This window comes from Staphylococcus simulans (genome assembly GCF_047037175.1).
In the GTDB taxonomy this organism is placed as follows: Bacteria; Bacillota; Bacilli; order Staphylococcales; family Staphylococcaceae; genus Staphylococcus; species Staphylococcus simulans_C.
This window is the reverse complement of record NZ_CP178241.1, coordinates 1246198-1271453: the sequence shown is the minus strand read 5'-3', so window position 1 is coordinate 1271453 and position 25256 is coordinate 1246198. Positions and strand designations below refer to the sequence as shown.

The 25256-nt window shown below is 36.5% G+C and carries 32 protein-coding genes; 29 read left to right on the top strand and 3 right to left on the bottom strand.

All coding sequences use genetic code 11. From position 1 onward, the window contains the following. The first annotated feature begins 7 nt into the window (after window positions 1-7). The 23 genes from rpsH to ACFCT9_RS06340 all read left to right on the top strand — a co-directional run bounded on the left by rpsH (window position 8) and on the right by ACFCT9_RS06340 (window position 14803). Window positions 8-406, top strand: coding sequence for a 30S ribosomal protein S8 (gene rpsH / locus ACFCT9_RS06450; protein ID WP_095104044.1), 399 nt, complete (start codon window positions 8-10; stop codon window positions 404-406). A gap of 25 nt (window positions 407-431) precedes the next feature. After that, window positions 432-968 carry a 50S ribosomal protein L6 gene (gene rplF / locus ACFCT9_RS06445; RefSeq protein ID WP_412521573.1) on the top strand — a complete coding sequence of 179 codons (537 nt, stop codon included), beginning with the start codon at window positions 432-434 and terminating at the stop codon, window positions 966-968. A 32-nt stretch (window positions 969-1000) separates the two neighbouring features. Beyond that, on the top strand, window positions 1001-1363 hold the full coding sequence (gene rplR, locus ACFCT9_RS06440; RefSeq protein WP_070462562.1) for a 50S ribosomal protein L18: 363 nt from the start codon (window positions 1001-1003) through the stop codon (window positions 1361-1363). A 21-nt stretch (window positions 1364-1384) separates the two neighbouring features. Beyond that, a complete protein-coding gene (rpsE, locus tag ACFCT9_RS06435) occupies window positions 1385-1885 on the top strand; it encodes a 30S ribosomal protein S5 (RefSeq protein ID WP_002479556.1) in 501 nt (166 codons plus the stop codon). 16 nt (window positions 1886-1901) lie between these two features. Continuing rightward, window positions 1902-2087 carry a 50S ribosomal protein L30 gene (rpmD, locus tag ACFCT9_RS06430; RefSeq protein ID WP_002479555.1) on the top strand — a complete coding sequence of 62 codons (186 nt, stop codon included), beginning with the start codon at window positions 1902-1904 and terminating at the stop codon, window positions 2085-2087. 27 nt (window positions 2088-2114) lie between these two features. Then, a complete protein-coding gene (rplO, locus tag ACFCT9_RS06425; RefSeq protein WP_412521572.1) occupies window positions 2115-2555 on the top strand; it encodes a 50S ribosomal protein L15 in 441 nt (146 codons plus the stop codon). Beyond that, window positions 2555-3847: a preprotein translocase subunit SecY gene (secY, locus tag ACFCT9_RS06420; protein ID WP_412521571.1), complete on the top strand. Its 1293-nt coding sequence runs from the start codon at window positions 2555-2557 to the stop codon at window positions 3845-3847. The genes rplO and secY overlap by 1 nt, the downstream gene beginning before the upstream one ends. 16 nt (window positions 3848-3863) lie before the next feature. Next, window positions 3864-4514, top strand: coding sequence for an adenylate kinase (locus tag ACFCT9_RS06415; RefSeq protein ID WP_412521570.1), 651 nt, complete (start codon window positions 3864-3866; stop codon window positions 4512-4514). 188 nt (window positions 4515-4702) lie between these two features. After that, window positions 4703-4921, top strand: a complete 219-nt coding sequence (infA, locus tag ACFCT9_RS06410) for a translation initiation factor IF-1 (protein WP_002479551.1) — start codon at window positions 4703-4705, stop codon at window positions 4919-4921. Between the two features lie 33 nt (window positions 4922-4954). Then, on the top strand, window positions 4955-5068 hold the full coding sequence (gene rpmJ, locus ACFCT9_RS06405) for a 50S ribosomal protein L36 (RefSeq protein WP_002479550.1): 114 nt from the start codon (window positions 4955-4957) through the stop codon (window positions 5066-5068). 22 nt (window positions 5069-5090) lie between these two features. Then, a complete protein-coding gene (gene rpsM / locus ACFCT9_RS06400; RefSeq protein WP_002479549.1) occupies window positions 5091-5456 on the top strand; it encodes a 30S ribosomal protein S13 in 366 nt (121 codons plus the stop codon). A gap of 22 nt (window positions 5457-5478) precedes the next feature. Then, on the top strand, window positions 5479-5868 hold the full coding sequence (rpsK, locus tag ACFCT9_RS06395) for a 30S ribosomal protein S11 (protein WP_002479548.1): 390 nt from the start codon (window positions 5479-5481) through the stop codon (window positions 5866-5868). Between the two features lie 89 nt (window positions 5869-5957). Continuing rightward, entirely contained in the window at window positions 5958-6902 is a 945-nt protein-coding gene (locus ACFCT9_RS06390) for a DNA-directed RNA polymerase subunit alpha (protein WP_105993330.1), read from the top strand. A gap of 22 nt (window positions 6903-6924) precedes the next feature. Beyond that, a complete protein-coding gene (gene rplQ, locus ACFCT9_RS06385; protein ID WP_412521569.1) occupies window positions 6925-7293 on the top strand; it encodes a 50S ribosomal protein L17 in 369 nt (122 codons plus the stop codon). Window positions 7294-7650: 357 nt separating this feature from the next. Then, window positions 7651-8460: an energy-coupling factor transporter ATPase gene (locus tag ACFCT9_RS06380; protein ID WP_412521628.1), complete on the top strand. Its 810-nt coding sequence runs from the start codon at window positions 7651-7653 to the stop codon at window positions 8458-8460. Next, window positions 8457-9317 (top strand): energy-coupling factor transporter ATPase, encoded by an 861-nt coding sequence (locus ACFCT9_RS06375; RefSeq protein ID WP_412521568.1) that lies wholly within the window; start codon window positions 8457-8459, stop codon window positions 9315-9317. The genes ACFCT9_RS06380 and ACFCT9_RS06375 overlap by 4 nt, the downstream gene beginning before the upstream one ends. Then, window positions 9307-10113 carry an energy-coupling factor transporter transmembrane component T family protein gene (locus tag ACFCT9_RS06370; RefSeq protein WP_412521567.1) on the top strand — a complete coding sequence of 269 codons (807 nt, stop codon included), beginning with the start codon at window positions 9307-9309 and terminating at the stop codon, window positions 10111-10113. The genes ACFCT9_RS06375 and ACFCT9_RS06370 overlap by 11 nt, the downstream gene beginning before the upstream one ends. A 4-nt stretch (window positions 10114-10117) precedes the next feature. Then, window positions 10118-10921: a tRNA pseudouridine(38-40) synthase TruA gene (truA, locus tag ACFCT9_RS06365; protein WP_412521566.1), complete on the top strand. Its 804-nt coding sequence runs from the start codon at window positions 10118-10120 to the stop codon at window positions 10919-10921. 213 nt (window positions 10922-11134) lie between these two features. Next, window positions 11135-11572, top strand: a complete 438-nt coding sequence (rplM, locus tag ACFCT9_RS06360) for a 50S ribosomal protein L13 (protein ID WP_412521565.1) — start codon at window positions 11135-11137, stop codon at window positions 11570-11572. 19 nt (window positions 11573-11591) lie between these two features. Further along, window positions 11592-11984: a 30S ribosomal protein S9 gene (gene rpsI, locus ACFCT9_RS06355; RefSeq protein WP_412521564.1), complete on the top strand. Its 393-nt coding sequence runs from the start codon at window positions 11592-11594 to the stop codon at window positions 11982-11984. Between the two features lie 122 nt (window positions 11985-12106). After that, on the top strand, window positions 12107-12952 hold the full coding sequence (locus tag ACFCT9_RS06350; protein ID WP_412521563.1) for a glycosyltransferase family 8 protein: 846 nt from the start codon (window positions 12107-12109) through the stop codon (window positions 12950-12952). 47 nt (window positions 12953-12999) lie between these two features. Further along, the gene (locus ACFCT9_RS06345) at window positions 13000-13497 is read left to right on the top strand and encodes a histidine phosphatase family protein (protein ID WP_412521562.1); all 498 of its coding nucleotides are present in this window, start codon (window positions 13000-13002) and stop codon (window positions 13495-13497) included. Between the two features lie 82 nt (window positions 13498-13579). Beyond that, on the top strand, window positions 13580-14803 hold the full coding sequence (locus tag ACFCT9_RS06340) for a PAS domain-containing protein (RefSeq protein WP_412521561.1): 1224 nt from the start codon (window positions 13580-13582) through the stop codon (window positions 14801-14803). A 70-nt stretch (window positions 14804-14873) separates the two neighbouring features. Here the strand turns inward: ACFCT9_RS06340 and ACFCT9_RS06335 are convergent, their stop codons facing one another. From ACFCT9_RS06335 to ACFCT9_RS06325, 3 genes are all read right to left on the bottom strand, one after another. After that, a complete protein-coding gene (locus tag ACFCT9_RS06335; RefSeq protein ID WP_412521560.1) occupies window positions 14874-15719 on the bottom strand; it encodes a CPBP family intramembrane glutamic endopeptidase in 846 nt (281 codons plus the stop codon). A 139-nt stretch (window positions 15720-15858) separates the two neighbouring features. After that, window positions 15859-16338, bottom strand: coding sequence for a PTS sugar transporter subunit IIA (locus ACFCT9_RS06330; RefSeq protein ID WP_412521559.1), 480 nt, complete (start codon window positions 16336-16338; stop codon window positions 15859-15861). Window positions 16339-16511: 173 nt separating this feature from the next. Then, window positions 16512-17036 carry a YfiT family bacillithiol transferase gene (locus ACFCT9_RS06325; RefSeq protein ID WP_412521558.1) on the bottom strand — a complete coding sequence of 175 codons (525 nt, stop codon included), beginning with the start codon at window positions 17034-17036 and terminating at the stop codon, window positions 16512-16514. A 378-nt stretch (window positions 17037-17414) separates the two neighbouring features. On the opposite strand from ACFCT9_RS06325, the gene ppdK reads away from it, so the two are divergent. The 6 genes from ppdK to ACFCT9_RS06295 all read left to right on the top strand — a co-directional run bounded on the left by ppdK (window position 17415) and on the right by ACFCT9_RS06295 (window position 25201). Beyond that, entirely contained in the window at window positions 17415-20057 is a 2643-nt protein-coding gene (ppdK, locus tag ACFCT9_RS06320; protein WP_412521557.1) for a pyruvate, phosphate dikinase, read from the top strand. Then, complete coding sequence (locus ACFCT9_RS06315) at window positions 20044-20859, top strand: pyruvate, water dikinase regulatory protein (RefSeq protein ID WP_412521556.1); 816 nt, start codon at window positions 20044-20046, stop codon at window positions 20857-20859. Before ppdK ends, ACFCT9_RS06315 begins: the two co-directional genes overlap by 14 nt. 209 nt (window positions 20860-21068) lie before the next feature. Continuing rightward, on the top strand, window positions 21069-21950 hold the full coding sequence (locus tag ACFCT9_RS06310; protein ID WP_412521555.1) for an alpha/beta hydrolase: 882 nt from the start codon (window positions 21069-21071) through the stop codon (window positions 21948-21950). A 63-nt stretch (window positions 21951-22013) separates the two neighbouring features. Further along, window positions 22014-23033: an NADP-dependent oxidoreductase gene (locus tag ACFCT9_RS06305; RefSeq protein ID WP_412521554.1), complete on the top strand. Its 1020-nt coding sequence runs from the start codon at window positions 22014-22016 to the stop codon at window positions 23031-23033. Between the two features lie 12 nt (window positions 23034-23045). After that, the gene (locus ACFCT9_RS06300; protein ID WP_412521627.1) at window positions 23046-24056 is read left to right on the top strand and encodes a zinc-binding alcohol dehydrogenase family protein; all 1011 of its coding nucleotides are present in this window, start codon (window positions 23046-23048) and stop codon (window positions 24054-24056) included. 131 nt (window positions 24057-24187) lie between these two features. After that, entirely contained in the window at window positions 24188-25201 is a 1014-nt protein-coding gene (locus tag ACFCT9_RS06295; protein ID WP_412521553.1) for a zinc-binding alcohol dehydrogenase family protein, read from the top strand. The last annotated feature ends 55 nt before the right edge of the window (window positions 25202-25256 follow it).

The window sequence follows — 25256 nt, the reverse complement described above, 5'->3', positions numbered from 1 at the left end:
ACAATCTATGACAATGTCAGATCCAATCGCAGATATGCTAACTCGTGTAAGAAACGCAAACATGGTGCGTCATGAAAAAATCGAGTTGCCTGCGTCAAATATTAAAAAACAAATCGCTGAAATCCTTAAAAGTGAAGGTTTCATTAAAAACGTTGAGTTCGTAGAAGATGATAAACAAGGTGTTTTACGTTTATTCCTTAAATATGGTCAAAACAACGAACGCGTAATTACAGGCTTAAAACGTATTTCTAAACCAGGTTTACGTGTCTATGCTAAAGCTGACGAAGTACCTAAAGTATTAAACGGTTTAGGTATCGCATTAGTTTCAACTTCTGAAGGTATCATCACTGACAGAGAAGCAAGAAAACGTAATGTTGGCGGAGAAGTATTAGCATACGTTTGGTAATAAATAATTAAGGAGGTGCCCGTAAATGAGCCGTGTAGGTAAGAAAATTATTGAAATTCCTAGCGATGTTACAGTAGACATCAAAGGTAATACAGTTACAGTTAAAGGTCCTAAAGGTGAATTATCACGTACTATGGATCCTAGCATGACTTACAATTTAGAAGACAACACACTTGAAGTTGTTCGTCCATCTGATTCTCAAAAAGACAGAACAGTTCACGGAACAACTCGTGCGTTAATTAACAATATGGTACAAGGTGTAGCTAAAGGTTACGAAAAAACTTTACAACTTATCGGTGTTGGTTACCGTGCACAATTGCAAGGTAAAAACTTAGTACTTAACGTTGGTTACTCTCACCCAGTAGAATTCATTCCTGAAGAAGGTATCACATTCTCAGTTGAGAAAAACACAACAGTTAAAGTTGAAGGTATTTCTAAAGAACTAGTTGGTGCTACAGCATCTAAAATCCGTGCCGTAAGACCACCAGAACCTTATAAAGGTAAAGGTATCCGTTACGAAGGCGAATATGTTCGTCGTAAAGAAGGTAAAACTGGTAAATAATAAATAACTCTCTAAAGAAAGGAGAATAAAGCATGATCAGCAAAATTGATAAAAATAAAGTACGCTTAAAAAGACATGCACGTGTACGTACTAACTTAACTGGTACATCTGAAAAACCACGTTTAAACGTATACCGTTCTAATAAACACATCTATGCACAAATCATTGATGATACTAAAGGCGTAACTTTAGCTCAAGCATCAACTCAAGATAAAGATTTCGAAAATGAAACTGGTTCTAAAGTTGAATTATCAGCCAAAGTGGGCGAAGCAATCGCTAAGAAAGCAGTTGATAAAGGTATCACTGCAATCGTCTTCGACCGTGGAGGTTACTTATACCATGGACGTGTTAAAGCATTAGCAGATGCAGCACGTGAAAATGGCTTAGAATTTTAATCATAAAAGGAGGGACAAATAATGGCTCGCAGAGATGAAGAAAACAAAGAATTTGAAGAACGCGTTGTTACGATTAACCGTGTTGCGAAAGTTGTAAAAGGTGGACGTCGTTTCCGTTTCACTGCATTAGTAGTAGTTGGAGACAAGAATGGTCGTGTTGGATTCGGTACAGGTAAAGCACAAGAGGTACCAGAAGCGATCAAAAAAGCGGTAGAAGCTGCTAAAAAAGAATTAGTATCTGTAAACCGTGTTGAAGGTACAACACCACACACAATCACTGGCCGTTTCGGTTCAGGAAGTGTATTATTGAAACCAGCAGCACCTGGTACTGGGGTTATCGCCGGTGGACCAGTTCGTGCCGTATTAGAGTTAGCAGGTATCACTGATATTTTAAGTAAGTCATTAGGTTCAAACACACCAATTAACATGGTTCGTGCTACAATCAATGGTTTAGAAAATCTAAAAAGTGCTGAAGAAGTTGCGAAATTACGCGGCAAATCAGTAGAAGAATTATACAATTAAGGAGGGAAAATGAATAATGGCTAAATTACAAATTACCCTCACACGTAGTGTTATTGGTCGTCCAGAAACACAACGTAAAACTGTTGAAGCGTTAGGTTTGAAAAAAACTAACTCTACAGTAGTTGTAGAAGACAACCCAGCTATCCGTGGACAAGTGAACAAAGTAAGTCACTTGTTAAAAGTTGAAGAATTAGACGCATAATTAGATAATATATAAGGAGGTGCCGTAATGAAATTACATGATTTACATCCAGCAGAAGGATCACGTAAAGTACGTAACCGCGTAGGTCGTGGTGCTGCTACAGGTAATGGTAAAACAAGTGGACGTGGTCAAAAAGGTCAAAAAGCACGTTCAGGTGGTAAAGTAAGACCAGGTTTCGAAGGTGGTCAATTACCATTATTCCGTCGTATTCCTAAACGCGGTTTCACAAACATCAACCGTAAAGAATATGCAGTAGTGAATTTAGACCAATTAAACCGTTTTGATGAAGGTACAGAAGTTACTCCTGAACTTTTAATCGAAACTGGCGTAGTTAAAAACGCAAAAGCGGGTATCAAAGTATTAGGTAATGGTTCTCTAGAGAAAAAATTAACAGTTAAAGCACATAAATTCTCTGCATCTGCAGCTGAAGCAATTGATGCTAAAGGTGGAGCACACGAGGTGATCTAATGTTTGACACATTCGTAAACTTCTTTAAAACAAAAGAAGTGCGAAACAAGATCTTTTTTACGCTCGCAATGTTAGTTATTTTTAAAATAGGTACTTATATACCAGCGCCTGGAGTCAATCCAGCAGCGTTTGAAAGTCAACAAGGTTCTCAAGGTGTCACTGATCTATTGAATACATTCGGTGGGGGAGCCTTGAAGAACTTTTCCATTTTTGCGATGGGGATTATGCCCTACATCACTGCTTCAATCGTAATGCAGTTATTGCAAATGGATATAGTTCCTAAGTTTACAGAATGGGCCAAACAAGGTGACGTTGGTCGTAAGAAATTAAACAACGTTACGCGTTACTTTGCGATACTTTTGGCATTCATCCAATCAATAGGGATGGCATTCCAATTCAATAACTATCTTAAAGGTGCATTGATTGTTGATCCGTCACCTATGAGTTATTTGTTAATTGCAATTGTATTAACAGCAGGAACAGCTTTCTTATTATGGTTAGGTGAACAGATTACACAATATGGTGTAGGTAATGGTATTTCTATTATTATCTTCGCCGGAATCTTGTCTACTTTGCCATCATCACTGATTCAGTTCTATCAACAAGCCTTTGTCGGGCAAAGTGATACAACAATCGCATGGTTGCAAGTAGCAGCATTAATTATTGGTTTGATTTTACTAACAATGGGTGCTGTGTACGTATTACAAGCTGTTCGTAAGATACCTATTCAATATGCGAAAAAACAATCCGCTCAGCGTTTAGGACGTAATGCAACGTATTTGCCGTTGAAAGTTAACTCAGCAGGGGTTATCCCGGTTATCTTTGCTATGGCATTCTTCTTGTTACCAAGAACTTTAACAATGTTCTTCCCTAAAGCAGACTGGGCGCAGCAAATTGCCAATACAGCCAATCCATCAAGTAACATCGGAATGGTAATTTATATTATCTTGATCATTGCATTCACTTATTTCTATGCATTTGTTCAAGTTAATCCAGAAAAAATGGCTGACAACCTTAAGAAACAAGGCAGTTACGTTCCAGGTATCAGACCTGGTGAACAAACTAAAAAGTATATTACCAAAGTACTATATCGCTTAACTTTTGTTGGTTCTATCTTCTTAGCAGTCATCGCTATTTTGCCGATTATTGCTACAAAATTTATGAACTTACCACAATCGATTCAAGTCGGCGGTACAAGCTTATTGATCGTTATCGGTGTTGCTATCGAAACAATGAAAAGCTTGGAAGCACAAGTTAATCAGAAAGAATATAGAGGCTTTGGTGGTAGATAATTTGTAGGAGGGCAATATGAATATCATCTTAATGGGTTTACCTGGCGCAGGTAAAGGAACTCAAGCGAGTGAAATTGTTAAGAAATTCCCTATTCCGCATATATCTACAGGTGATATGTTTAGAAAAGCTATCAAAGATGAAACTGAATTAGGTAAAGAAGCTAAGTCTTATATGGACCGCGGCGAACTAGTACCTGATGAAGTAACTGTGGGTATCGTTAAAGAAAGACTTTCTGAAGACGATGCGAAAAAAGGATTTTTATTAGATGGTTTCCCACGTACACTTGAACAAGCAGAAGCATTAAGTAAAATCATGACAGAACTTGGCAGAAAGATTGATGCAGTTATCAATATTGAAGTTCCAGAAGAAGAACTCATGAATCGTTTGACTGGACGTCGCGTTTGTGAAGTTTGCGGAACAACTTATCATCTTGTGTTCAATCCTCCAAAAGTGGATGGTGTTTGTGATCTTGACGGCGGTAAATTATACCAACGTGAAGATGACAATCCAGAAACAGTTGCAAAACGTTTAGAAGTTAACGTTAAACAGTCTAAACCTATCTTAGAATACTATGATAATAAAGGCGTTGTGAAAAACGTTGACGGTTCTAAAGATATCCAAGAAGTAACTGCTTCAGTTATCGATATCTTGGAAGATCTTAAGTAATTCAACATTGCTGCTTGTATGTTGAATGAAGGCAGTCTGATATTGTTTGTCTCTCAGCCTAACGAATTATGAGTGACAGCATAACGATAATGATTCCCGAATTTTGTTCAACGTAATGATACAAGGGCAGTATGTCTAACATTTTCCAATAGACATTAACTAATAATGCAAAAGGGGGAATTGTTCTAATGGCAAAACAAGATGTAATTGAATTAGAAGGTACAGTAACAGATACTTTACCAAATGCAATGTTTAAAGTAGAATTAGAAAATGGTCATGAAATTTTAGCACATGTGAGTGGTAAAATTAGAATGAATTATATTCGTATTCTACCTGGCGACAAAGTAACAGTAGAAATGTCTCCGTATGATTTAACTCGCGGAAGAATCACTTATCGTTATAAATAATTCGTCACTCCATTATTACAGGGAGGTATTAAAATGAAAGTAAGACCATCAGTAAAACCTATTTGCGAAAAATGTAAAGTCATTAAACGTAAAGGTAAAGTAATGATCATTTGTGAAAATCCGAAACACAAACAAAGACAAGGTTAATAAAAGAGAGGTGTAAAATAATATGGCACGTATTGCAGGAGTCGATATTCCACGCGAAAAACGCGTTGTAATTTCATTAACTTATATTTACGGTATTGGTAAATCAACTGCTGAAAAAATCGTAGCAGAAGCTGGAGTTTCTCCACAAACTCGTACGAACGAATTAACTGACGATGAATTAGGTCGTCTTCGTGAAGTTGTTGACAGCTACAAAGTAGAAGGTGACTTACGTCGTGAGCAAAACTTAAACATCAAACGTTTAATGGAAATCTCATCTTACCGTGGTATCCGTCACCGTCGTGGCTTACCAGTTCGCGGTCAAAAAACTAAAAACAATGCTCGTACACGTAAAGGCCCAGTTAAAACTGTAGCTAACAAGAAAAAATAATAGGTAAAGGAGGAAAATATTAATGGCACGTAAACAAGTATCTCGTAAACGCAGAGTGAAAAAGAATGTTGAAAACGGTGTGGCTCACATTCGTTCAACTTTCAACAATACAATCGTAACAATCACTGATGAATTTGGTAATGCATTATCATGGTCATCAGCAGGTGCGCTTGGTTTCAAAGGTTCTAAAAAATCTACACCATTCGCAGCACAAATGGCTTCAGAAACTGCATCAAAAGCAGCTATGGAACATGGCTTAAAATCTGTAGAAGTAACAGTAAAAGGACCTGGTCCAGGCCGTGAATCAGCTATCCGTGCATTGCAATCAGCAGGTTTAGAAGTAACAGCTATTAGAGACGTTACTCCAGTACCTCATAACGGTTGCCGTCCGCCAAAACGTCGTCGCGTATAATATTATTGTCAAGAAATAGTTATTTTCCGCAGATCACTAAGATAAACTGTATCTTATAAGTCGACGTAACCAAGGAGGATATGTAAATAATGATAGAAATTGAAAAACCTAGAATTGAGACAATTGAAATTAGTGAAGATGCTAAATTCGGTAAGTTTGTTGTTGAACCACTAGAACGTGGCTATGGCACTACGCTAGGAAACTCCTTACGTCGTATCCTACTATCTTCATTACCAGGTGCAGCCGTAAAGTACATCGAAATTGAGGGAGTTCTACACGAATTCTCAGCAATTGACAATGTGGTTGAAGACGTATCTACAATCATTATGAATATTAAGAAATTAGCTCTTAAAATTTATTCTGAAGAAGATAAAACATTAGAAATCGATGTTAAAGATGAAGGCGAAGTAACTGCAGCTGACATTACTCATGATAGTGATGTTGAAATTTTAAACCCTGAGCTTAAAATTGCTACAGTTGCCAAAGGTGGACATTTAAAAATCCGTCTTGTTGCGAATAAGGGTAGAGGTTACGCATTAGCTGAACAAAATAATACTAGTGATTTACCAATTGGTGTTATACCAGTAGACTCTTTATACTCACCAGTAGAAAGAGTTAACTATACAGTAGAAAATACTCGTGTAGGTCAAAGCAGTGACTTTGATAAATTAACATTAGATGTATGGACTGATGGATCTATCACTCCACAAGAATCAGTTTCATTAGCAGCAAAAATTATGACTGAACACTTGAACATCTTTGTTGGACTCACTGATGAAGCGAAAAATGCTGAAATCATGATTGAGAAAGAAGAAGATCAAAAAGAAAAAGTACTTGAAATGTCTATCGAAGAATTAGACTTATCAGTACGTTCTTATAACTGTCTAAAACGTGCAGGCATCAACAGCGTTCAAGAATTGGCTGACAAATCTGAAGCAGATATGATGAAAGTACGTAATTTAGGTCGTAAATCTTTAGAAGAAGTAAAATATAAACTCGAAGACTTAGGTTTAGGTCTAAGAAAAGAAGATTGATAAAGGTAAAGGAGGTTAACTCATGGGTTACAGAAAATTAGGTCGTACATCTGATCAACGTAAAGCAATGTTACGTGACTTAGCTACTTCATTAATCGTAAATGAGCGTATTGAAACAACTGAAGCTCGCGCTAAAGAATTATGCGGTGTGGTTGATAAATTAGTCACTTTAGGTAAAAAAGGAGATTTAGCTTCACGTCGTCAAGCAGCTAGAATCGTTCGTGATGTTGAAATCTTAAATGAAGATGAAACTACACAAACAGCTTTACAAAAATTATTCGGTGAAATTGCTCCTCGTTACACAGAACGCCAAGGCGGATACACTCGTGTACTTAAAGTAGGTCCTCGTCGCGGAGACGGTGCTGAAGCAGCAATTATCGAATTCGTTTAATTCCAACTTTAACTTGTAACAAAGCAACGATGATAAGTAGAAGCACACGATGGTGATGACATTGTGCGCTTATCATTGTACAAGTAAACACACTGATTTTATGAATATATAAAGCAAATGAGTGCAACGATAATGTTTGCCACATACAAATATTGTCTAGCTCAGAGTACCCCATTCACAGAACTTAATATTTTTTAAAGCGTGAACTCAATTATCGAATGGGGTGCGCGCTTTTTTATTTCGAAGCCCCTTTACTCTATATTGGTACAGGGGCTTTTGATACATAGTCATGGATATACACATATCGTATATTCATGTACAATAAATACAGTGAAATTAAATAGAAGGGACAGAGTCATATTGAATACAGAGAATATTATTGAATTTGATGACGTATCATTTCAATACCAAGGCGATGAATGGTTTACCTTAAAACATGTTTCTTTTGAAATTCCCAAAGGTAAATGGACTTCAATTGTCGGTCATAACGGTTCAGGTAAATCTACTATTGCGAAACTAATGATGGGTATGATGCCTTTTCAAGAAGGCGCAATCCGTGTCAATGGTCAAACGATGACAGCCGATAATTTAGTAGAGATTCGCCAGCACTTAGGAATTGTCTTTCAAAACCCAGAAAATCAATTTGTGGGTTCTACTGTTCAATATGACGTTGCATTTGGCTTAGAAAGCTTCGAAGTCCCATATGAAGTTATGCATGAAGCTGTTCCACAAGTATTAAAAGAAGTAGAAATGTATGCCCAACGAAATCATGAGCCTCAAGCATTATCGGGTGGTCAAAAACAACGTGTTGCGATTGCTGGCGTGCTGGTATTAAGTCCAGATGTGATTATCTTGGATGAGGCAACATCTATGTTAGATCCTGAAGGCAGACAATCACTCATGCAGCTGGTCAGACATTTAAACAAAGAGAAAAATGTGACGATTATTTCGATTACACATGACTTGACTGAAACACTTGATTCTGACTATATGATTGTGATGAATCGTGGAGAAGTGTATGAAAAAGGGACACCAGAAGCAATCTTTAAGAAAGGAGCATCATTAACAGAAATAGGCTTAGATTTACCATTCCCAATGCGCATCAATCAATTGCTTGGTAATCCGTCTGAATTTCTGACCTATGATGCATTGGTGGCACGTTTATGAGTATCAAATTTAACGACGTCACATATGTGTACCAAAAAGGGACGCCTTTTGAATATGAAGCATTACATCAAATCAATACAGAATTTGAACCAGGACACTATTACGCCATTATTGGACAGACAGGTTCAGGCAAGTCTACCTTGATTCAACACTTTAACGGCCTATTAAAGCCCTCTTACGGCACTGTAACGCTTGATGATATAGTATTGAAGGCTAAGACTAAGGATAAGGCGATTCGTCCAATGAGAAAGCGTGTAGGGCTTGTCTTTCAATTCCCTGAAGCACAACTCTTTGAAGATAGTGTCGAACGTGAAATTCTATTTGGCCCAAAGAATTTTAATATGGACTTAGCGCAAGTAAAAGATTATGCTTATCGTTTATTAATGAAATTAGGTTTTAATCGTGATGTAATGACAAAATCACCATTTCAAATGTCAGGCGGACAAATGCGAAAAATTGCGATTGTATCTATTCTTGCGATGAACCCAGATATTATTGTATTAGACGAACCGACAGCAGGATTAGATCCGCATAGCCGAAAACAAGTCATGGATTTATTGAAACAATTACAGCAAGAAGGAAAAACAATTGTACTGGTGACACATGATATGAATGACGTTGCACAATATGCAGATTATGTGAAAGTCTTGCAGCAGGGGACACTCGTTTATGAGGGAACACCTAAAGCATTATTCGGTAATCAGCAACATATTAATGAATACGCTTTGGATTTGCCAGATATCGTGCAGCTTCAAAGAGATTTTGAACAGAAACATCAAACCCAACTATCTGACATCGCCTTAACAGATGAAGCCTTTATCGAACTCTATAGGGAGTGGCAGCAAAATGAAAAATAAGTTTATCATTGGACGCTATTTACCTCTAGATTCCATTGTGCATCGTATGGATCCTAGAGCTAAATTAGCATTTGTCTTTTTCTATATTGTTTTAGTCTTTTTCTGTCATAGCTTTTCGATGTATGGTTGGATGTTGTTCGTATTATTAATTTTTATGTATAGCAGTAGAATTAAACTGTTATACTTATTAAAAGGGTTAACCCCGATTCTGTTCTTTTTAATTTTTACATTTTTAATGCATTTGTTTTTAACTAAAGGCGGGACAACGTTGTTCAGTTGGAAGTTTATTTCGATAGATTCAGGCGGTATTAAAGAAGGTATCTTTATTTCCATGCGTTTGATGTTTATTATGATGGCATCAACCATTATGACTTTAACAACGAATCCAATCGCTTTAACAGATGCGTTTGATAAGATTCTGTCACCGCTTAAAGTAATCAAAGTACCAGTTCAGCAATTAAGTATGATGATGTCTATTGCATTACGATTTATTCCAACCTTAATGGAAGAGTTGGATAAAATTATTCTAGCGCAAAAATCACGCGGATCAGAAATCAGTTCTGGTTCAATGGGGCAAAGAATCAAAGCATTTATTCCGCTGCTGATTCCACTCTTTATTTCTGCCTTTCAACGTGCAGAGGATTTAGCCATTGCGATGGAAGTTCGTGGTTATGATGTAAAATCTAAGCGTACGAGTTTTCGTAAATTAGAGTGGCAAGGAAGAGATACGTTCTTAATTATTTCATTGATACCGATTGCGGCCATTTTATTTGGATTAAAATATATAGGAGTGTAGACGTGTGCGTATTTTAGTCAATATAGCCTATCAAGGAAGCAATTTTTTAGGCTTTCAGATACAACAGCACGGCAGAACCGTGCAACAACAATTTGAGAAAATTTTAAAGCGTATGCATAAACGTCATGTACGTATTCATCCTTCAAGCAGAACGGATAGAGGCGTACATGCGATTGAGCAATACTTTCATTTTGATACAGAATTAGATATCGCACCTAAGCAATGGCAATATGCGATGAATAGCGCACTGCCAGAAGACATTTATGTCAAAGAAGTATCTATTGTCGATGACAACTTTCATTGTCGTTATGACTGCGTAGGGAAGCGATATCGTTATAAAGTGTATCAAGGTGCACATCGTGATGTCTTTATGAGCGGATTAAAGACATATAATGATTTTGACTTGGATTTAGATAAGATGAACCAAGCAGCACAACACTTTATCGGTACGCATGATTTTACAGGATTCTGTTCACAAAAAACTGAAGTAGAAAGCAAAGAGCGTACACTTTATCAAAGTGAAATAATTAAAACAAAAAATGGCTTTGACTATGTTGTGACTGGCTCTGGTTTTCTATATAATATGGTACGTGTGTTAGTCGCGTTTTTAATCGAAGTCGGCAAAGGCAAGCGATCGCCAGACGAAGTTTCAAGCTTATTAGAAGCGAAAGATCGTAATCAAGTACCATTCACTGCACCGGCAGAAGGATTGTATTTAGAAAAGATTTATTTATCACCAGAATCATTGATACAAGACTTTGGTTCGGATATAAAAATTCATCGCAAAAAATCATTGCAAAATGACTGATTCGTATTGACAAATACATCAATAAATTATACGATTATAAACGGTATTGTTTTATATCACCCCACGATAAGCCCCGGAAACTTATTGTGTTACTAGATATAGAAGCAAAGTCGAAACGAAATCAACAATATGAAATTATCTGAGCTTTGAATCGTAACATTGATTTTTTAAAAAGCAACTGAACACGCAGTTATTATTAGGAGGACAATTATTATGCGTCAAACATTTATGGCTAATGAATCAAACATTGAGCGCAAATGGTATGTTATTGATGCGGCTGGCCAAACACTAGGTCGTTTATCATCAGAAGTAGCAACTATTTTACGCGGAAAACATAAACCAACTTACACACCACACGTTGACAGCGGTGACTATGTAATCATCATCAACGCTGGTCAAATCAAAATGACAGGTAAAAAAGAATCTGACAAAGTTTACTACCGTCATTCAAACTACCCAGGTGGTATTAAATCAATCACAGCTGGTGAATTAAAAGAGAAAAACCCAGCACGTTTACTTGAAATTTCAATTAAAGGTATGTTACCAAGCAGCCGTTTAGGTGAAAAACAAGGTAAAAAATTATTTGTATATGGTGGCGCTGAACATCCACACGCTGCACAACAACCAGAAAACTACGAGTTACGTGGTTAATTAGAAGGAGGAAATTACATTGGCACAAGTTGAATATAGAGGCACAGGCCGTCGTAAACACTCAGTAGCACGTGTACGTTTAGTACCAGGCGAAGGTAACATCACTGTAAACGGTGTTGACGTACGTGAATATTTACCATTCGAATCATTAATTTTAGACTTAAACCAACCATTCGACGTTACAGAAACTCAAGGTAACTATGACGTTTTAGTTAACGTTCACGGTGGCGGTTTCACAGGACAAGCACAAGCTATCCGTCACGGTATCGCTCGTGCATTATTAGAAGCAGATCCTGAATACAGAAGTTCTTTAAAACGCGCTGGATTACTTACTCGTGACCCACGTATGAAAGAACGTAAAAAACCAGGTCTTAAAAAAGCACGTCGTTCACCACAATTCTCAAAACGTTAATTGTTGGACAAACGATTATTATTATACAAACACTTCCCAATTGCGGGAAGTGTTTTTCTTTATATTTGTAGCTAAATAGATGCTTTATGATATCATTGGATTAATTGAAGGAGGCGCTGGCATTGCGTGAAAAAGTAGATATTTTAGTAACGTTAAATGAAAACTATCTAAAACCTTTGAAGGTTATGCTATTATCATTACATGATACGAATCCGCATTTATCAATTAAGGTTTGGTTGGTACACGAAAAGATTCCACAAAATAAATTAGAACAATTAGAAGTATTATTGTCATCGTTTGATATGGAATTAGAAACGATTAATGTACCGCCTAACTATTTTGGGAATGCAAAAACAGTGGAACGTTATCCTCAAGAAATGTATTTTAGATTAGCATGTGGTGAGTTATTACCTAAAACAGTGACAAAAATACTATACTTAGATCCAGATATTTTAGTCATTAATCCCATTGATGATTTATGGCATCTGGATTTAGAGGAAAATATCTTTGCGGCTGCGACTCATGAAAGATTAACAAAAGTCACACAGAGTATGAATAATCTGCGTTTAGGAACAAAGCAAGGGCAAGTATATTTTAATTCAGGCGTCATGTTGATTGATGTAGAGAAAGCAAGACAACACATCAGTATGGATGATATTTTCGATTATATCCATAAAAATAATCAATATTTATTATTACCGGATCAAGATGTCATGAACAGTTTGTATGGTGACAAGATTAAGGAAATACCAGAAGAAGTTTGGAATTATGACACAAGAAAAGCAGCAATGTATTATACAAAAAGTGTTGGTGTCTATAACAGACATTGGGTAGCGTATCATACGGTGTTCTTACATTTTTGCGGTCGTCCAAAACCTTGGGATCTCAAAAGCAGCAGCAGATTCACCATGTTATATCTACAATATCAAAAAAAGCTAGAACACCTTGAAAGGAAAAGTGAAAAGTAAAAAGAATGAAAATATACTTTGTCAGGCATTCAGTAAGAGATAATAGTGTGAAAGAAGATGTCATTGCACCTTTAACTTCAGAAGGATTGAAGAAGGCAGAGGCATTGGCATCTTTTTTTGATGATAAAAATATTGATAAGATATATGCGAGTCCATATCGTCGTGTCATGGAAACGGTATTACCAACGGCACAAAGTTTGAAGTTGGCAGTTAACGAAGAGATAGATCTGCGTGAAAGAAGTATTGGACGTTGGGTTGAAGATTTTTATGGTTTTGCTGAAAGACAATGGCAAGATTTTGACTATAAGCTAGAGAATGGTGAGTCATTAAATGAAGTTCAAGATCGTATCGTTCAAGCCTATCACCGCATTATAGAAAATAATGAAGTACAAACGTTATTAATATGTGGTCACGGCACAGCAATGTCACTGTTATTTAATCACTTAACACAAGGTCAGTTTGGTTATAAAGATTTCCTACAAATGAAGATGCCTTCTATTTACGAATATGATACTAAATCACATGTACTAACACACATACAGTAAATCAGTGAATACACTAATATCCTCACTCATAGAAAGCAGTTATACTTAAAGAAATGAAATATAAGAATTGCAGGTGTTTGTGATGTTTAATATTAGTTCGGTTTCCAATGAGGTTAAAGAAGAAGTTAAAGGACTCATTGATCAACATATACATCAAGAAGATATTACTGACATGTTAAAAGAATTGTCTGAGAGTGTCCCAATGAAAAAGGTGACAGAAGCACTGAGACAGCTTTATTATATAGAAAAATTCACATTTATGTATGAAATAGAGCACTTTGTATCATCATATGAAAAGGTGACACATCAATCACTGACAGAAATGACACTTTCAACTGATACGACCCATCCGCTCAATATCTTTAAACATGAGATTAATCTATTTAAGTATTTATTGAAAGATACTGCTGAATTGTTTGATAAGGTAAAAGAGGATGATAGTGAAGCAGTTGAAATATTTAAAGAGAAAGTTCAAGCACTTTCTGGTTTGATTCCGCACTTTAATCGTAAAGAAAAGCTTATTTTTCCTGTCATAGAACGAAGAGGAGAGTATATCTTACCGAGAAAAATGTGGGCAGATGATGATGTGATTCGCTTTGCGTTGAATAAACTACAAAAGCGTGTTGCTAAAATAGATGAAGTAGAATGGCGACATATTCAAAATGCTTATACTGAATTAGAAATCAGTTTAACGGACATGTTACGCCAAGAAGAGATACTTTTCATCCCACTAATACAAGAAGATATTAGTCCAGTTGAGTGGCAACAAATTGCGCAAGAAAGCAGTGCTTTTGGTTATGCGATAGAAGTTACTGAGACATATCATGATTCTGAAATAGAAATCACACCGATTGATGCACAATATGACGCAAAACAAGGGCAACAGAATTTGCGCTTTGGCGGAGGTTTCTTAACGACGAAAGAAGCGGATCTTATTTTAAATAACTTGCCCGTTGAAATTACTTTTGTCGATAAAAATGGCACTTTTAAGTATTTCAATGATTTAATTGAAGCATCAGAGATGATGTTTATTCGTACTCCTATCTCTATTGGGAGAAATGTGGCCAATTGTCATCCACCAAAAAGCTTAAGCAAAGTGATGCAGATTATTCGTGATTTGAAAACGAAACAAAAAGAGTCTGAGTCCATGTGGTTTAAAAAAGGTAACCAATTTATTCACGTCACATACAAAGCTTTATTTGATGAAAATGATACGTATATCGGTATTCTAGAATATGTACAAGATATCCAACCATTCTTTGAACTACCACAAAGATTTAAGAGAGATGCGACAAAAAATAAATGATCAATCAGTATGAAACGAACAACCCGCGAGTCATAGAAGATTCGCGGGTTATTGATGTATTAGAAACGATTTAAAGAAATGGTAAGAATTTTGACCAATACGTAATTAAGTATAACGGGAAGTTCATACAGATATGAATCAATATGAGTAAATAAATATTGCGATACTTAGCCCAGAAAAAGCCGAGGAATATACCCGCAAGCGCATGTGTGACTAAAGCGTGTGCGGACAATTCCAATAGATTACCTTGTCCTTGTATACCTGCATGCCACAATGACCAAAGCAGCGTACTGATACAAATAGATGACAGGATTCCTAAATGTTCTAAGCGTGTTTGTAGCCACACGCGATAAAATACTTCTTCTAATACCGCATTCATTAATATGGAAATAATCGCAAATATCAGTACGAAAAGATAAGGTTCATCATAAGAGATATTAGATAAGTTGTTCAAAGGACTAAAGTATAAAACTAACCAAATTACATAAACAATAGGCGCATGAGACCAATTAATGATGGGTTTCGCTTTTGATAGCACAGATAGTTTTTCGCGCTTAATAATCCATAAAGGAATCAACAACAATAATACAAATTTATAAATATAAAAGAAATCAAAGTAGGGCTTAGGTGTAAGAAACACACAAGCGATATATAAAACACTTAATATAAGTAAAATACGCTCTGACTTTAATGGCTTTTGAATCAGTGGTTGAAACTTATAATGAATAGGTAAAAATAATAATACAACAAGAGGGATGAGATAGATTAGCCAAATAGTTATAAAATGTGTTTTAACTTGGGTATCAGCACTGGTTTGAATCAACCCGTGTTGTGAGATTTGTACATATAAAGCGGAAATCAAAACTAATAATAAAGTAAGAATGGGAATCAATAATCGTCGTATGTTTTTCTTCATGGCGTTCTCCTTAATATTAATTTGTATAAGCATTTAAATAATAATACCCAATTTTATTAAATTTTGGTACTTTAAATGTAAAAAATCCTCAAACCAAATTGATTTGAGGATTAAAGTACTTACACCTTAGTAAGCGAAATTATTTTTTAAAGTTTGATTGAAGGTATTCATAAATCTCAGTTGTATTAGTAGATTTAAAGAATGCTTCTAATTCAGCTTTATCTTGACGTTCAAAGAATACGATAAGGTCAGATAATAAGTGAACTTGACTCGCTTTCGTACTGTTTAAAATCACAAATAAGAATTCCACTGGTAAATCTTTATGAGGTGAACTCATATTTTGGAATACGATAGGGTTCGTTAATTTTACAGGTACAATTTTAGTTACATTTACAAATTCAGGTTCAGTATGTGGAACTGCCACATTAGGATATGTTTCACTGATGTTAGCCAAGCTTAAAGCTGTTGGGTAATTTTTTTCACGTTCTAAAACATGATCTAAGAAATTGTCTTTCACATAACCTGCTTTTACTAATGCTTCTGATACTTCTGTTAATACCGCTTCTTTACTATCCGCATTTGAAACAAAAACGCTATCTTTTGAAAATAATTGAGTCATAAGTTGCTCCTTCTTCGTTGTAAGTTTTTAATATTTATCTGGTCACTTAAAGTATAGGTAAATGAATAGATAGATGTCAATGTATTATGTGTTTTAAACGATAATACCTTTTACAACTTTAAATTTTTTGTCAAAAAAACGCCGATGCTAGACATCGACGTTAGTAATCTCTATTAACTTTCTTCAATTTCTTTCAATGCTAATTTAATATGTTCTAGATGATGGTTACCATGCCAAGCCATCTTCGCTACAAGATCTGCAAGTCTGCCTTCTCCTTCTTCAGGGTGGAAGAAAGTGCGGTCAAATGCTTCTGTAGGTAATTCACGTAAAAGGATGGCCCAACGTTTATGCATTCCATCAATCAATTCTAGTGAATATTCAAGCGGGGCTTGATTATCTGGCGCATCAGCCCAAGCATCTTGTAGGAACGATGTGACATATGGGTGGTCTTCGGTCAAAATTTGTTTCGTACGAATAAAACCGTGCATATGGCTATCTGCAATATGATGAATTAAAGTTTGAACATCAAAGCTGCCTTCGCGATAGGTCGCATGACGTTCTTCGTCTGATGCGTTCGTTGTCAGTGTTGTGAGTATGTCCGGCAGACCTTCAATTGCGTCTATCCACGTGTTTAAATCTTCTTCACTGTAACTTTCTGGTTTTTGAAACTTACCGATTGGAAATTGATTTTTCAGCATGGTTAATCACCTTTCATCAAATATTGAATTAAGTGCTAGTATATCACACGTGAATTTAAATAGTTAATTTACTCATTGTAGTTGGATTTTTGTATGAAGACTAAGCAACTTGTATGACACTATACCCCAATTGTTCAATTAATTCGCCGATTTGTGTAGAAGTTATGTTTGTTTCATTTAAATGTTTTCTTTAGCTTAATTCATTTAATTAAAAGGGTAAATGACATTGCTTTTAACTAAAATGTAACGAATTAGTGAAATTCTAAACAAATTAATTGAAACAATTGTATGTTTTTAATTGTCAAAGCGTTTACAGTGTGACATACTATAAATTAATTAGTATGACACATTGATAAAAATAGATGAGGTGATCTACAAATGACAAAATACATTTACGCATTTGAAGAAGGTAGTCAATCCATGAAGGATTTACTTGGCGGTAAAGGTGCGAACCTAGCTGAGATGATGCGCTTAGGTTTACCGGTACCTGACGGCTTTACGATTACAACCGAAGCATGTATTGAATACTTGAAACAAGGTGCAACATTATCTGACGAGTTACAAGAGGAATTACATACACAACTCAAAGCTTTCTCAGAACGTACTGGGAAATCTTTTTCATCTGACGACAACTTGTTATTGGTATCTGTCCGAAGTGGTGCGAAAATTTCAATGCCTGGTATGATGGATACGATTTTAAACTTAGGTTTAAATGATGAGAACGTTGAGAAGTTAGCCAATAAAACAAATGATGCACGTTTTGCGTATGATTGTTATCGTCGTTTACTTCAAATGTTCGGTCAAGTTGTATATGGTATCAACATGACCGCGTTTGACCGCTTCTTTGACCAATACAAAGATGAACATGGCTATGAAACAGATGCTGAAATTCCAGCAGAAGGTTTAAAAGTCATCAGCGCACGTTTTAAAGAAATTTACGAAGAAGAAGTATACAAACCATTCCCGCAAGATCCATTTAAACAATTAACTGAAGCGGTTGAAGCGGTCTTCAAATCTTGGGATAACGACCGTGCACGTGTCTATCGTGATTTAAATGATATCCCGCACGATATCGGTACAGGTGTCAACATTCAAGAAATGGTCTTCGGTAATAGTGGTGACCAAAGTGGTACGGGCGTTGCTTTCACAAGAAACCCAGTCACAGGTGACAATCATGTATTTGGTGAGTACTTATTAAATGCGCAAGGTGAAGACGTTGTAGCAGGTATTCGTACACCAAAAGAAATTGATACACTTGCACAACAAATGCCTGAAGTTTATCAAGAATTTGTAGATGTGACTGAGAAATTAGAAGCCCATTACAAAGATATGCAAGATATCGAATTCACTATTGAAAACGGCAAACTCTATATCTTACAAACAAGAAATGGTAAACGTACAGCCAAAGCAGCAATGAAAATTGCGGTTGATTTAGTTGATGAAGGGGTTATCACTAAAGCAGAGGCGCTAACAAAGGTAGATGTGAAATCAATTGATACATTATTGCATCCGACATTCAAACCAGAAGCAATTGAAGCAGCAGAAGCAATTTCTGATGCCGGACTTCCAGCAAGCCCAGGTGCATCAACAGGTAAAGTAGTCTTCTCTGCAGAAGATGCGAAAGTACAAGCAGAACAAGGTGAAAAAGTTATCTTAATGCGACCAGAAACATCACCTGAAGATATTGAAGGTATGGTAGCAAGTGAAGCGATTGTAACTACACATGGCGGTATGACATCACATGCGGCAGTCGTTGCACGTGGTATGGGTAAATGTTGTGTTACAGGCTGCTCAAACTTAAATATTGATACACAAAATAAAGTAGTCACTTATCACGGACAAACTTTACATGAAGGCGACATCATCTCAGTAGATGGTTCTACAGGTAATATCTATCTAGGAGACATTGAGAAAACAGATGCTGACCATAGTGAAGACTTTGACCGCTTCATGCAGTGGACACAAGAAACTGCACGTATGAATGTACGTATGAATGCTGAAACACCACAAGATATTGCATCAGGATATCAATTTGATGCGGCAGGTATCGGTTTAGTCAGAACTGAGCATATGTTCTTTGGTGCAGAGCGTCTCGTTCAAATGCGTCGTTTCATCTTAGCTTCATCTCAAGAAGAACGTATCGAAGCATTAAATGAAATCCGTAAATACCAAATTGAAGATTTCGAACAAATCTTCAGATTATCTGCAGGCCGACCAACGATTGTACGTTTACTTGATCCGCCATTACATGAATTCTTACCGAAAACGAATGAAGAAATTCAAATGGTGTCTGAACAACTAAACGTGGATAAAGAAGTATTACGTAAACGTATTGTAGACTTGCATGAAACGAACCCAATGCTTGGTCACCGCGGTTGTCGTTTAGCAGTCACATATCCAGAACTTGCGGAAATGCAGACCGAAGCGATTATCGGCAGTGTGCTAAAATTAAAAGATGAGGGTATCGAAAGCCAACCGGAAATTATGGTACCGCTTGTATCTACAGTAGAGGAATTCAAAACATTAAAAGACACAATCCAAGCCACAGCTGAAGGTATGTTAGCACAAGCCAATACGTCAATTGATTACTTAATCGGTACAATGATTGAAACACCAAGAGCTTGTCTGATTGCAGGTCAACTTGCGAAAGAATCAGAGTTCTTTAGTTTTGGTACAAATGACTTAACACAATTAACATTTGGATTCTCTCGTGATGATGCAGGTAAATTTATCGGTGAATATATTAACAGAGGCTTACTAGAAGTCGACCCATTCCAAACATTGGATGTTGACGGTGTCGGCCAGTTGATTAAAACAGCAGTAGAACAAGCCAAAGCAGCCAATCCAAATATTAAAATTGGTGTGTGCGGTGAACTTGGCGGTGATCCGAAATCAATTCATTACTTCAATGACTTAGCCATTGATTATGTATCATGCTCACCATTCAGAGTTCCTGGTGCGATGTTGGCTGCTGCTCAAAGCCAAGCAGAAAGTGAGAGAGCAATCGGTGCAAAACAATAACGAACACTTAGCATTATATATTGTGTCAGATTCTATCGGTGAAACAGCGCAACGCATGATTCATGCGACATTAACCCAATTTCCTGATATGGAAGATGACGTAGAAATTAAGAAATTCCCATTCATTAAAAATGAAGAAGAATTCCTAACGATTTTAAAATTAGCGAAGCAGCGTGATGCGATTGTCATCACAACGCTCGTTAACCCTAAATTTAATCAAATTGGCCAAGCTTATGCTGAAGAACAAGGTTTGCAATATGTTGATTATATGACGGATTTACTCAATTTAATTGAAAACAAAACGCATAAAAAAGCGTTGCGCGAAAGTGGTGCCTTACGCAAAATGGATCAGCACTATTTTGAACGTATTGAGGCAATGGAATTCTCTGTTAAATATGATGACGGCAAAGTCTTTACAGGGATTGAAGAAGCAGATGCGGTGATTTTAGGTGTGTCCCGAACTTCTAAAACACCTCTTAGTATGTATCTTGCGAACAAAGGCTATAAAATCGCCAATATTCCATTAGTACCTGAAGCACCGATTCCAGAAGAAGTTTTCAACAAAAAGATGTTAGTATTTGGCTTAACCGCAAGTCCCGATTATATTATGAATATCCGTACAGAACGCATCCGTGTGCTGGGTATGAAAGGTTCAGCCAACTATAACAGCTTACAACGTATTAAAAAAGAATTAAGTTATGCAGAAGAAGTCTTTGATAAGTTTAATGCGATTGTCATTAACACGGAATATAAATCTATCGAAGAATCTGCATTTTACATTGAAAAATATCTGAACAATTAACATCCATTCAATTCATCCATTAAATATAATAGAAAATTCCATAAAAACTTCTCACAAATATAAACGAAGCCGTAACTGCCTCCATTCAGTTACGGCTTTTTACTTGGTATATGGTGAGTCAGAAACTTAATTTTCATTGCAGTCCTTTACAGAAACCTCTATACTTAAGTGAAAATATACAATCAGCAGGAAAGAACGAGGGGATAGAGATGGAGAAACAAAATCAACCTGATGCAAAAACGGTTAGAATCATCGCTATCATTGCGATTATTCTAGGTGTGCTCGGCATTGTTAAATATATATGGACTGAATTTCACCCGGAGAATCCATTAGATAAAGAAACTAAAATTGCAACACCTACGCTCTTTATGCACGGCTATGGCGGAAGTGTGAAGTCATTACATTTCTTTGAAACTCAGGCGCAAAAAGAAGGGTACACGAAAAAACCTGTTATTGCGACAGTCGGCGGAAATGGTCATGTAACTTTAAAAGGGAAGTTGGATGAGAAAGACAAACACCCGATTGTGTTAGTTCATTTACAAGATAATGAAAATGGGGACATGAAGTTAAATGCATTATGGATTAAAAATGTCTTAGAAGCCTTACAACAAGACTATCAGTTTAATCAATTTAATATCGTGACACATTCCATGAGCAATATGTCATTTGTGAAGTATATGTTAGATTACAGTAATAATCCTGATTTGCCGAACTTACATAAACAAGTCAATCTTGCGGGTACGTTTAACGGTATTATCGGTATGGGCGATGAACCAGGTAAAGTTACATTAGATCAAAATGGTAAACCGGATCAAATGACAGATGGTTATGTAGAATTATTGAAATTGAAAAAAGAGCCTGCATATAAAAACGTTGATGTATTAAATATCTTTGGTGATATACAAGATGGCACAGAGAGTGATGGCCGTGTTACCAATGCATCTTCGAAGTCACTAAAATATATTATGCAAGGCCATGCGAAAAGTTATCGCGAAGTCTTGATTAAAGGTAAACAAGGCCAACATAGCCAACTGCATGAAAGTGATAAAGTTGCCGAAGCAATCTTCAAGTTCTTATGGAAGGACGAGTAAGGTTAGAAAATACGCAATTCGGCAATATAAGTACTATCATGTAAATAGATTGGAGCGAATGAAATGGCACAAAATGAACAAATTGTGTTAGCGCAATATCCTGAAGGCATGCCGAAAGCAGAAGACTTTCGCTTTGAAAACATTGAGATTACATCACCGACAGAAGGTGAAGTAACTGTAGAAATTGCGTATATTTCTGCAGATCCTTATATGCGAAATCGTATGAAACCGAATACTAATTCATATATTGGCGGCTTTGAATTAGACCAGCCGATAACAGGATTAGCAGTAGGGCAAGTCATTGAATCGCAACATTCAGATTTTGAAGCGGGAGATAAAGTCATGGGCATGTTGCCATGGCAAAAATATTGTACCGTTCAAGCGGATGATTTAAATCGATTACCAGATTTAGACGTACCTGCGTATTTATTCTTAGGAGTATTAGGTATGACTGGTCAAACTGCATATCATGGTTTATTAGATATCGGTCGACCAAAAGCAGGGGAAACGGTTGTCGTTTCTGCCGCATCTGGTGCAGTTGGCTCTGTAGTCGGACAAATTGCGAAGCTCAAAGGTGCTCGTGTTGTCGGGATTGCAGGCGGAGAACAGAAAACAAACTATTTGGTAGATGAATTGGGCTTTGATGAAGCGGTGGATTATAAGAAAGATGATTATCCAGAAGCGCTTAAGCAAGCTGTACCTGACGGTGTCGATGTTTATTTTGAAAATGTTGGAGGCACAGTCGCAAATGAAGTGTTTAAACATTTAAATACCTTTGCGCGTATTCCTGTTTGTGGTTCTATTTCAAAATATAATAATAAAGAAGTAGCTTATGAACCTGCAGTCCAACCCATGTTGATTAAACATCAAGCGTTGATGCAAGGTTTCTTAGTCCAACAATTCAAAGATGACTTTGATCGTGCAGGTCAAGAATTAGCACAATGGGTCAAAGTAGGTAAGATTAAAACGAAAACATCTGTAGCAGAAGGTTTTGACCAAGTCCCTAAAGCCTTCAATAATCTTTTCACAGGTGAGAATTTTGGTAAACAAGTGATAAAAATTTCTAATGTATTAGATAAATGAGGTGTATAGATGATGAAAGCAATTGGTGCAGATCGTGCCTTTCAATTATCAGAAGGCAATTTATTTTATGAATTCGATAAAGAAAAACCAATGCCGAAAGATAGAGAATTATTAATAAAAGTAAAAGCCATCAGCGCAAATCCGATTGATACAAAACAACGTCAAAGAGCTATCGAACAACCGCCTAGAATTTTAGGTTATGATGCAGTGGGTGTTGTAGAAGCAACAGGTGACAATTGTGAATTGTATCAAGTAGGAGATGAAGTGTTTTATTCTGGCTCATTGAAATTTGATGGTTCTAACGCGGAATATCAAACAATGGATGAACGTTATGTAGCGACGAAACCGAAAAATGTATCGTATACAGAAGCAGCAAGTCTCCCATTAACTTCTATCACTGCGTATGAAGTGTTATTTGATATCTTCAATATTTCTACGAATCCTGATAATAATAGAGGTAAAACATTATTAATTATCAACGGTGCTGGCGGTGTCGGCAGTATCGCGACCCAAATTGCGAAGGCCTATGGTCTGAAAGTCGTAACAACTGCAGGTCGTGAGGAAACGAAAGCTTGGTCAGAATCTATGGGTGCTGATCTGGTCATCAACTATAAGGAAGATATGAAAGCGCAACTTGAAGCGAATCATATTAAAACGATAGACTATATTTTCTGTACATTTGATACGGATTTATATTACGAAAAAATGATTGAACTCGTAAAAGCAAGAGGCACACTTGCGACAATTGTTGCCTTTAATGAAAAGCAAGATTTGAACTTGTTGAAAGGTAAAAGTTTAACGTTTGCGCATGAAAATATGTTCGCACGTTCATTGAATGATACTGATGTGATTCAATATCACCGTTATTTAACAGATGTTTCTAAAAAAGTAGATGAAGGTGTCTATCAGCCAACAGTGACAAAAGTCTTTGATGAACTGACACCAGAAACACTCTTTGAGGCCCATCAATTATTAGAAGACCATGTGATGAAAGGTAAAATTGTCTTTAACATGGATAAATAATACATGGTTTAACACTAGCGCAGCTTAACAAAAGTTGAACGCTAGTGTTTTTCTATAAGCGGAAATATTGCTTATGCGCATCAGTCATTCTATGATAGGTCAACAATCATATAGAGAAAGGAACGATATGAATGAAAGCAATCGGTGCAGATAGAGGGTTTGAATTATCAGAAGGTAATTTATTTTATGAATTTGACAAAACAAAGCCTGAACCAAAAGGGAATGAACTCTTAGTTAAAGTCAAAGCAATCAGTGTAAATCCGGTTGATACGAAGATTCGTCAGCAATCTGTAGATAAAGCACCACGTATTTTAGGGTTTGATGCGGCAGGTGTGGTAGAAGCGACAGGTCCAGATTGTGTATTGTTTAATGTTGGAGATGAAGTGTATTATTCAGGTGCGAGCTTCTATGATGGTTCTAACGAACAATATCAAGTGATGGATGAACGTTATGTAGCCAGAAAACCAAGCAACTTATCATTTACAGAAGCAGCGAGCTTGCCTTTAACATCATTAACCGCGTATGAAGTGTTATTTGATACATTTAATGTTTCATCGAATCCTGAAAATAATAAAGGTAAATCTATCTTGATTATCAATGGTGCAGGCGGTGTCGGCAGTATCGCGACACAGATTGCGAAAACATATGGGCTGCATGTTGTGACAACAGCTGGACGTGAAGAAACAAAAGCATGGTCTGAACAAATGGGCTCAGATTTAGTCATCAATCATAAAGAAGATATTAAAGCGCAGTTAGACGAACACGATGTCAGACCGTTTGATTATATTTTCTGTACGTATGATACGGATGGCTATTATGAATTGATGATTGATTTAGTGAAAGCACGTGGTCATATTGCGACGATTGTTGCTTTTGATGAAAAACAAGATTTAAACTTATTGAAAGGTAAGAGTGTGACTTTTACACATGATTATATGTTTGGCCGTGCAGACTATCACTTGAATGTAATCACGTTCCATCGTCATTTAACAGATTTGACGAAGAAGGTAGAAGCGGGCATGTATCAACATACGAAAACCAAAGAAGTACAAGGCTTAACGCCACAAACTCTTTATGAAGCACACCAACAATTAGAAAATCAATCTATGATTGGTAAGTTAGTGATCAATATAGAAAATGAATAATATAGTAGAAAGCACTGGGGAATTGTTCTCAGTGCTTTTAATTTTGAACACACAA

Excerpts from the sequence above, each read along its gene's own strand:
- ACFCT9_RS06305 (WP_412521554.1), top strand. The coding sequence starts at position 22,014 with ATGGCACAAAATGAACAAATTGTGTTAGCGCAATATCCTGAAGGCATG.
- ACFCT9_RS06415 (WP_412521570.1), top strand. The coding sequence starts at position 3,864 with ATGAATATCATCTTAATGGGTTTACCTGGCGCAGGTAAAGGAACTCAA.
- rplO (WP_412521572.1), top strand. The coding sequence starts at position 2,115 with ATGAAATTACATGATTTACATCCAGCAGAAGGATCACGTAAAGTACGT.
- rpsH (WP_095104044.1), top strand. The coding sequence starts at position 8 with ATGACAATGTCAGATCCAATCGCAGATATGCTAACTCGTGTAAGAAAC.
- ACFCT9_RS06370 (WP_412521567.1), top strand. The coding sequence starts at position 9,307 with ATGAAAAATAAGTTTATCATTGGACGCTATTTACCTCTAGATTCCATT.
- ACFCT9_RS06300 (WP_412521627.1), top strand. The coding sequence starts at position 23,046 with ATGAAAGCAATTGGTGCAGATCGTGCCTTTCAATTATCAGAAGGCAAT.
- ACFCT9_RS06340 (WP_412521561.1), top strand. The coding sequence starts at position 13,580 with ATGTTTAATATTAGTTCGGTTTCCAATGAGGTTAAAGAAGAAGTTAAA.
- rplR (WP_070462562.1), top strand. The coding sequence starts at position 1,001 with ATGATCAGCAAAATTGATAAAAATAAAGTACGCTTAAAAAGACATGCA.
- ACFCT9_RS06390 (WP_105993330.1), top strand. The coding sequence starts at position 5,958 with ATGATAGAAATTGAAAAACCTAGAATTGAGACAATTGAAATTAGTGAA.
- rplF (WP_412521573.1), top strand. The coding sequence starts at position 432 with ATGAGCCGTGTAGGTAAGAAAATTATTGAAATTCCTAGCGATGTTACA.
- ACFCT9_RS06335 (WP_412521560.1), bottom strand. The coding sequence starts at position 15,719 with ATGAAGAAAAACATACGACGATTATTGATTCCCATTCTTACTTTATTA.
- ACFCT9_RS06375 (WP_412521568.1), top strand. The coding sequence starts at position 8,457 with ATGAGTATCAAATTTAACGACGTCACATATGTGTACCAAAAAGGGACG.
- rpmD (WP_002479555.1), top strand. The coding sequence starts at position 1,902 with ATGGCTAAATTACAAATTACCCTCACACGTAGTGTTATTGGTCGTCCA.
- rpsE (WP_002479556.1), top strand. The coding sequence starts at position 1,385 with ATGGCTCGCAGAGATGAAGAAAACAAAGAATTTGAAGAACGCGTTGTT.
- rpsK (WP_002479548.1), top strand. The coding sequence starts at position 5,479 with ATGGCACGTAAACAAGTATCTCGTAAACGCAGAGTGAAAAAGAATGTT.
- ACFCT9_RS06330 (WP_412521559.1), bottom strand. The coding sequence starts at position 16,338 with ATGACTCAATTATTTTCAAAAGATAGCGTTTTTGTTTCAAATGCGGAT.
- ppdK (WP_412521557.1), top strand. The coding sequence starts at position 17,415 with ATGACAAAATACATTTACGCATTTGAAGAAGGTAGTCAATCCATGAAG.
- rpsM (WP_002479549.1), top strand. The coding sequence starts at position 5,091 with ATGGCACGTATTGCAGGAGTCGATATTCCACGCGAAAAACGCGTTGTA.
- rpmJ (WP_002479550.1), top strand. The coding sequence starts at position 4,955 with ATGAAAGTAAGACCATCAGTAAAACCTATTTGCGAAAAATGTAAAGTC.
- secY (WP_412521571.1), top strand. The coding sequence starts at position 2,555 with ATGTTTGACACATTCGTAAACTTCTTTAAAACAAAAGAAGTGCGAAAC.
- rplQ (WP_412521569.1), top strand. The coding sequence starts at position 6,925 with ATGGGTTACAGAAAATTAGGTCGTACATCTGATCAACGTAAAGCAATG.
- ACFCT9_RS06295 (WP_412521553.1), top strand. The coding sequence starts at position 24,188 with ATGAAAGCAATCGGTGCAGATAGAGGGTTTGAATTATCAGAAGGTAAT.
- infA (WP_002479551.1), top strand. The coding sequence starts at position 4,703 with ATGGCAAAACAAGATGTAATTGAATTAGAAGGTACAGTAACAGATACT.
- ACFCT9_RS06310 (WP_412521555.1), top strand. The coding sequence starts at position 21,069 with ATGGAGAAACAAAATCAACCTGATGCAAAAACGGTTAGAATCATCGCT.
- ACFCT9_RS06325 (WP_412521558.1), bottom strand. The coding sequence starts at position 17,036 with ATGCTGAAAAATCAATTTCCAATCGGTAAGTTTCAAAAACCAGAAAGT.
- rplM (WP_412521565.1), top strand. The coding sequence starts at position 11,135 with ATGCGTCAAACATTTATGGCTAATGAATCAAACATTGAGCGCAAATGG.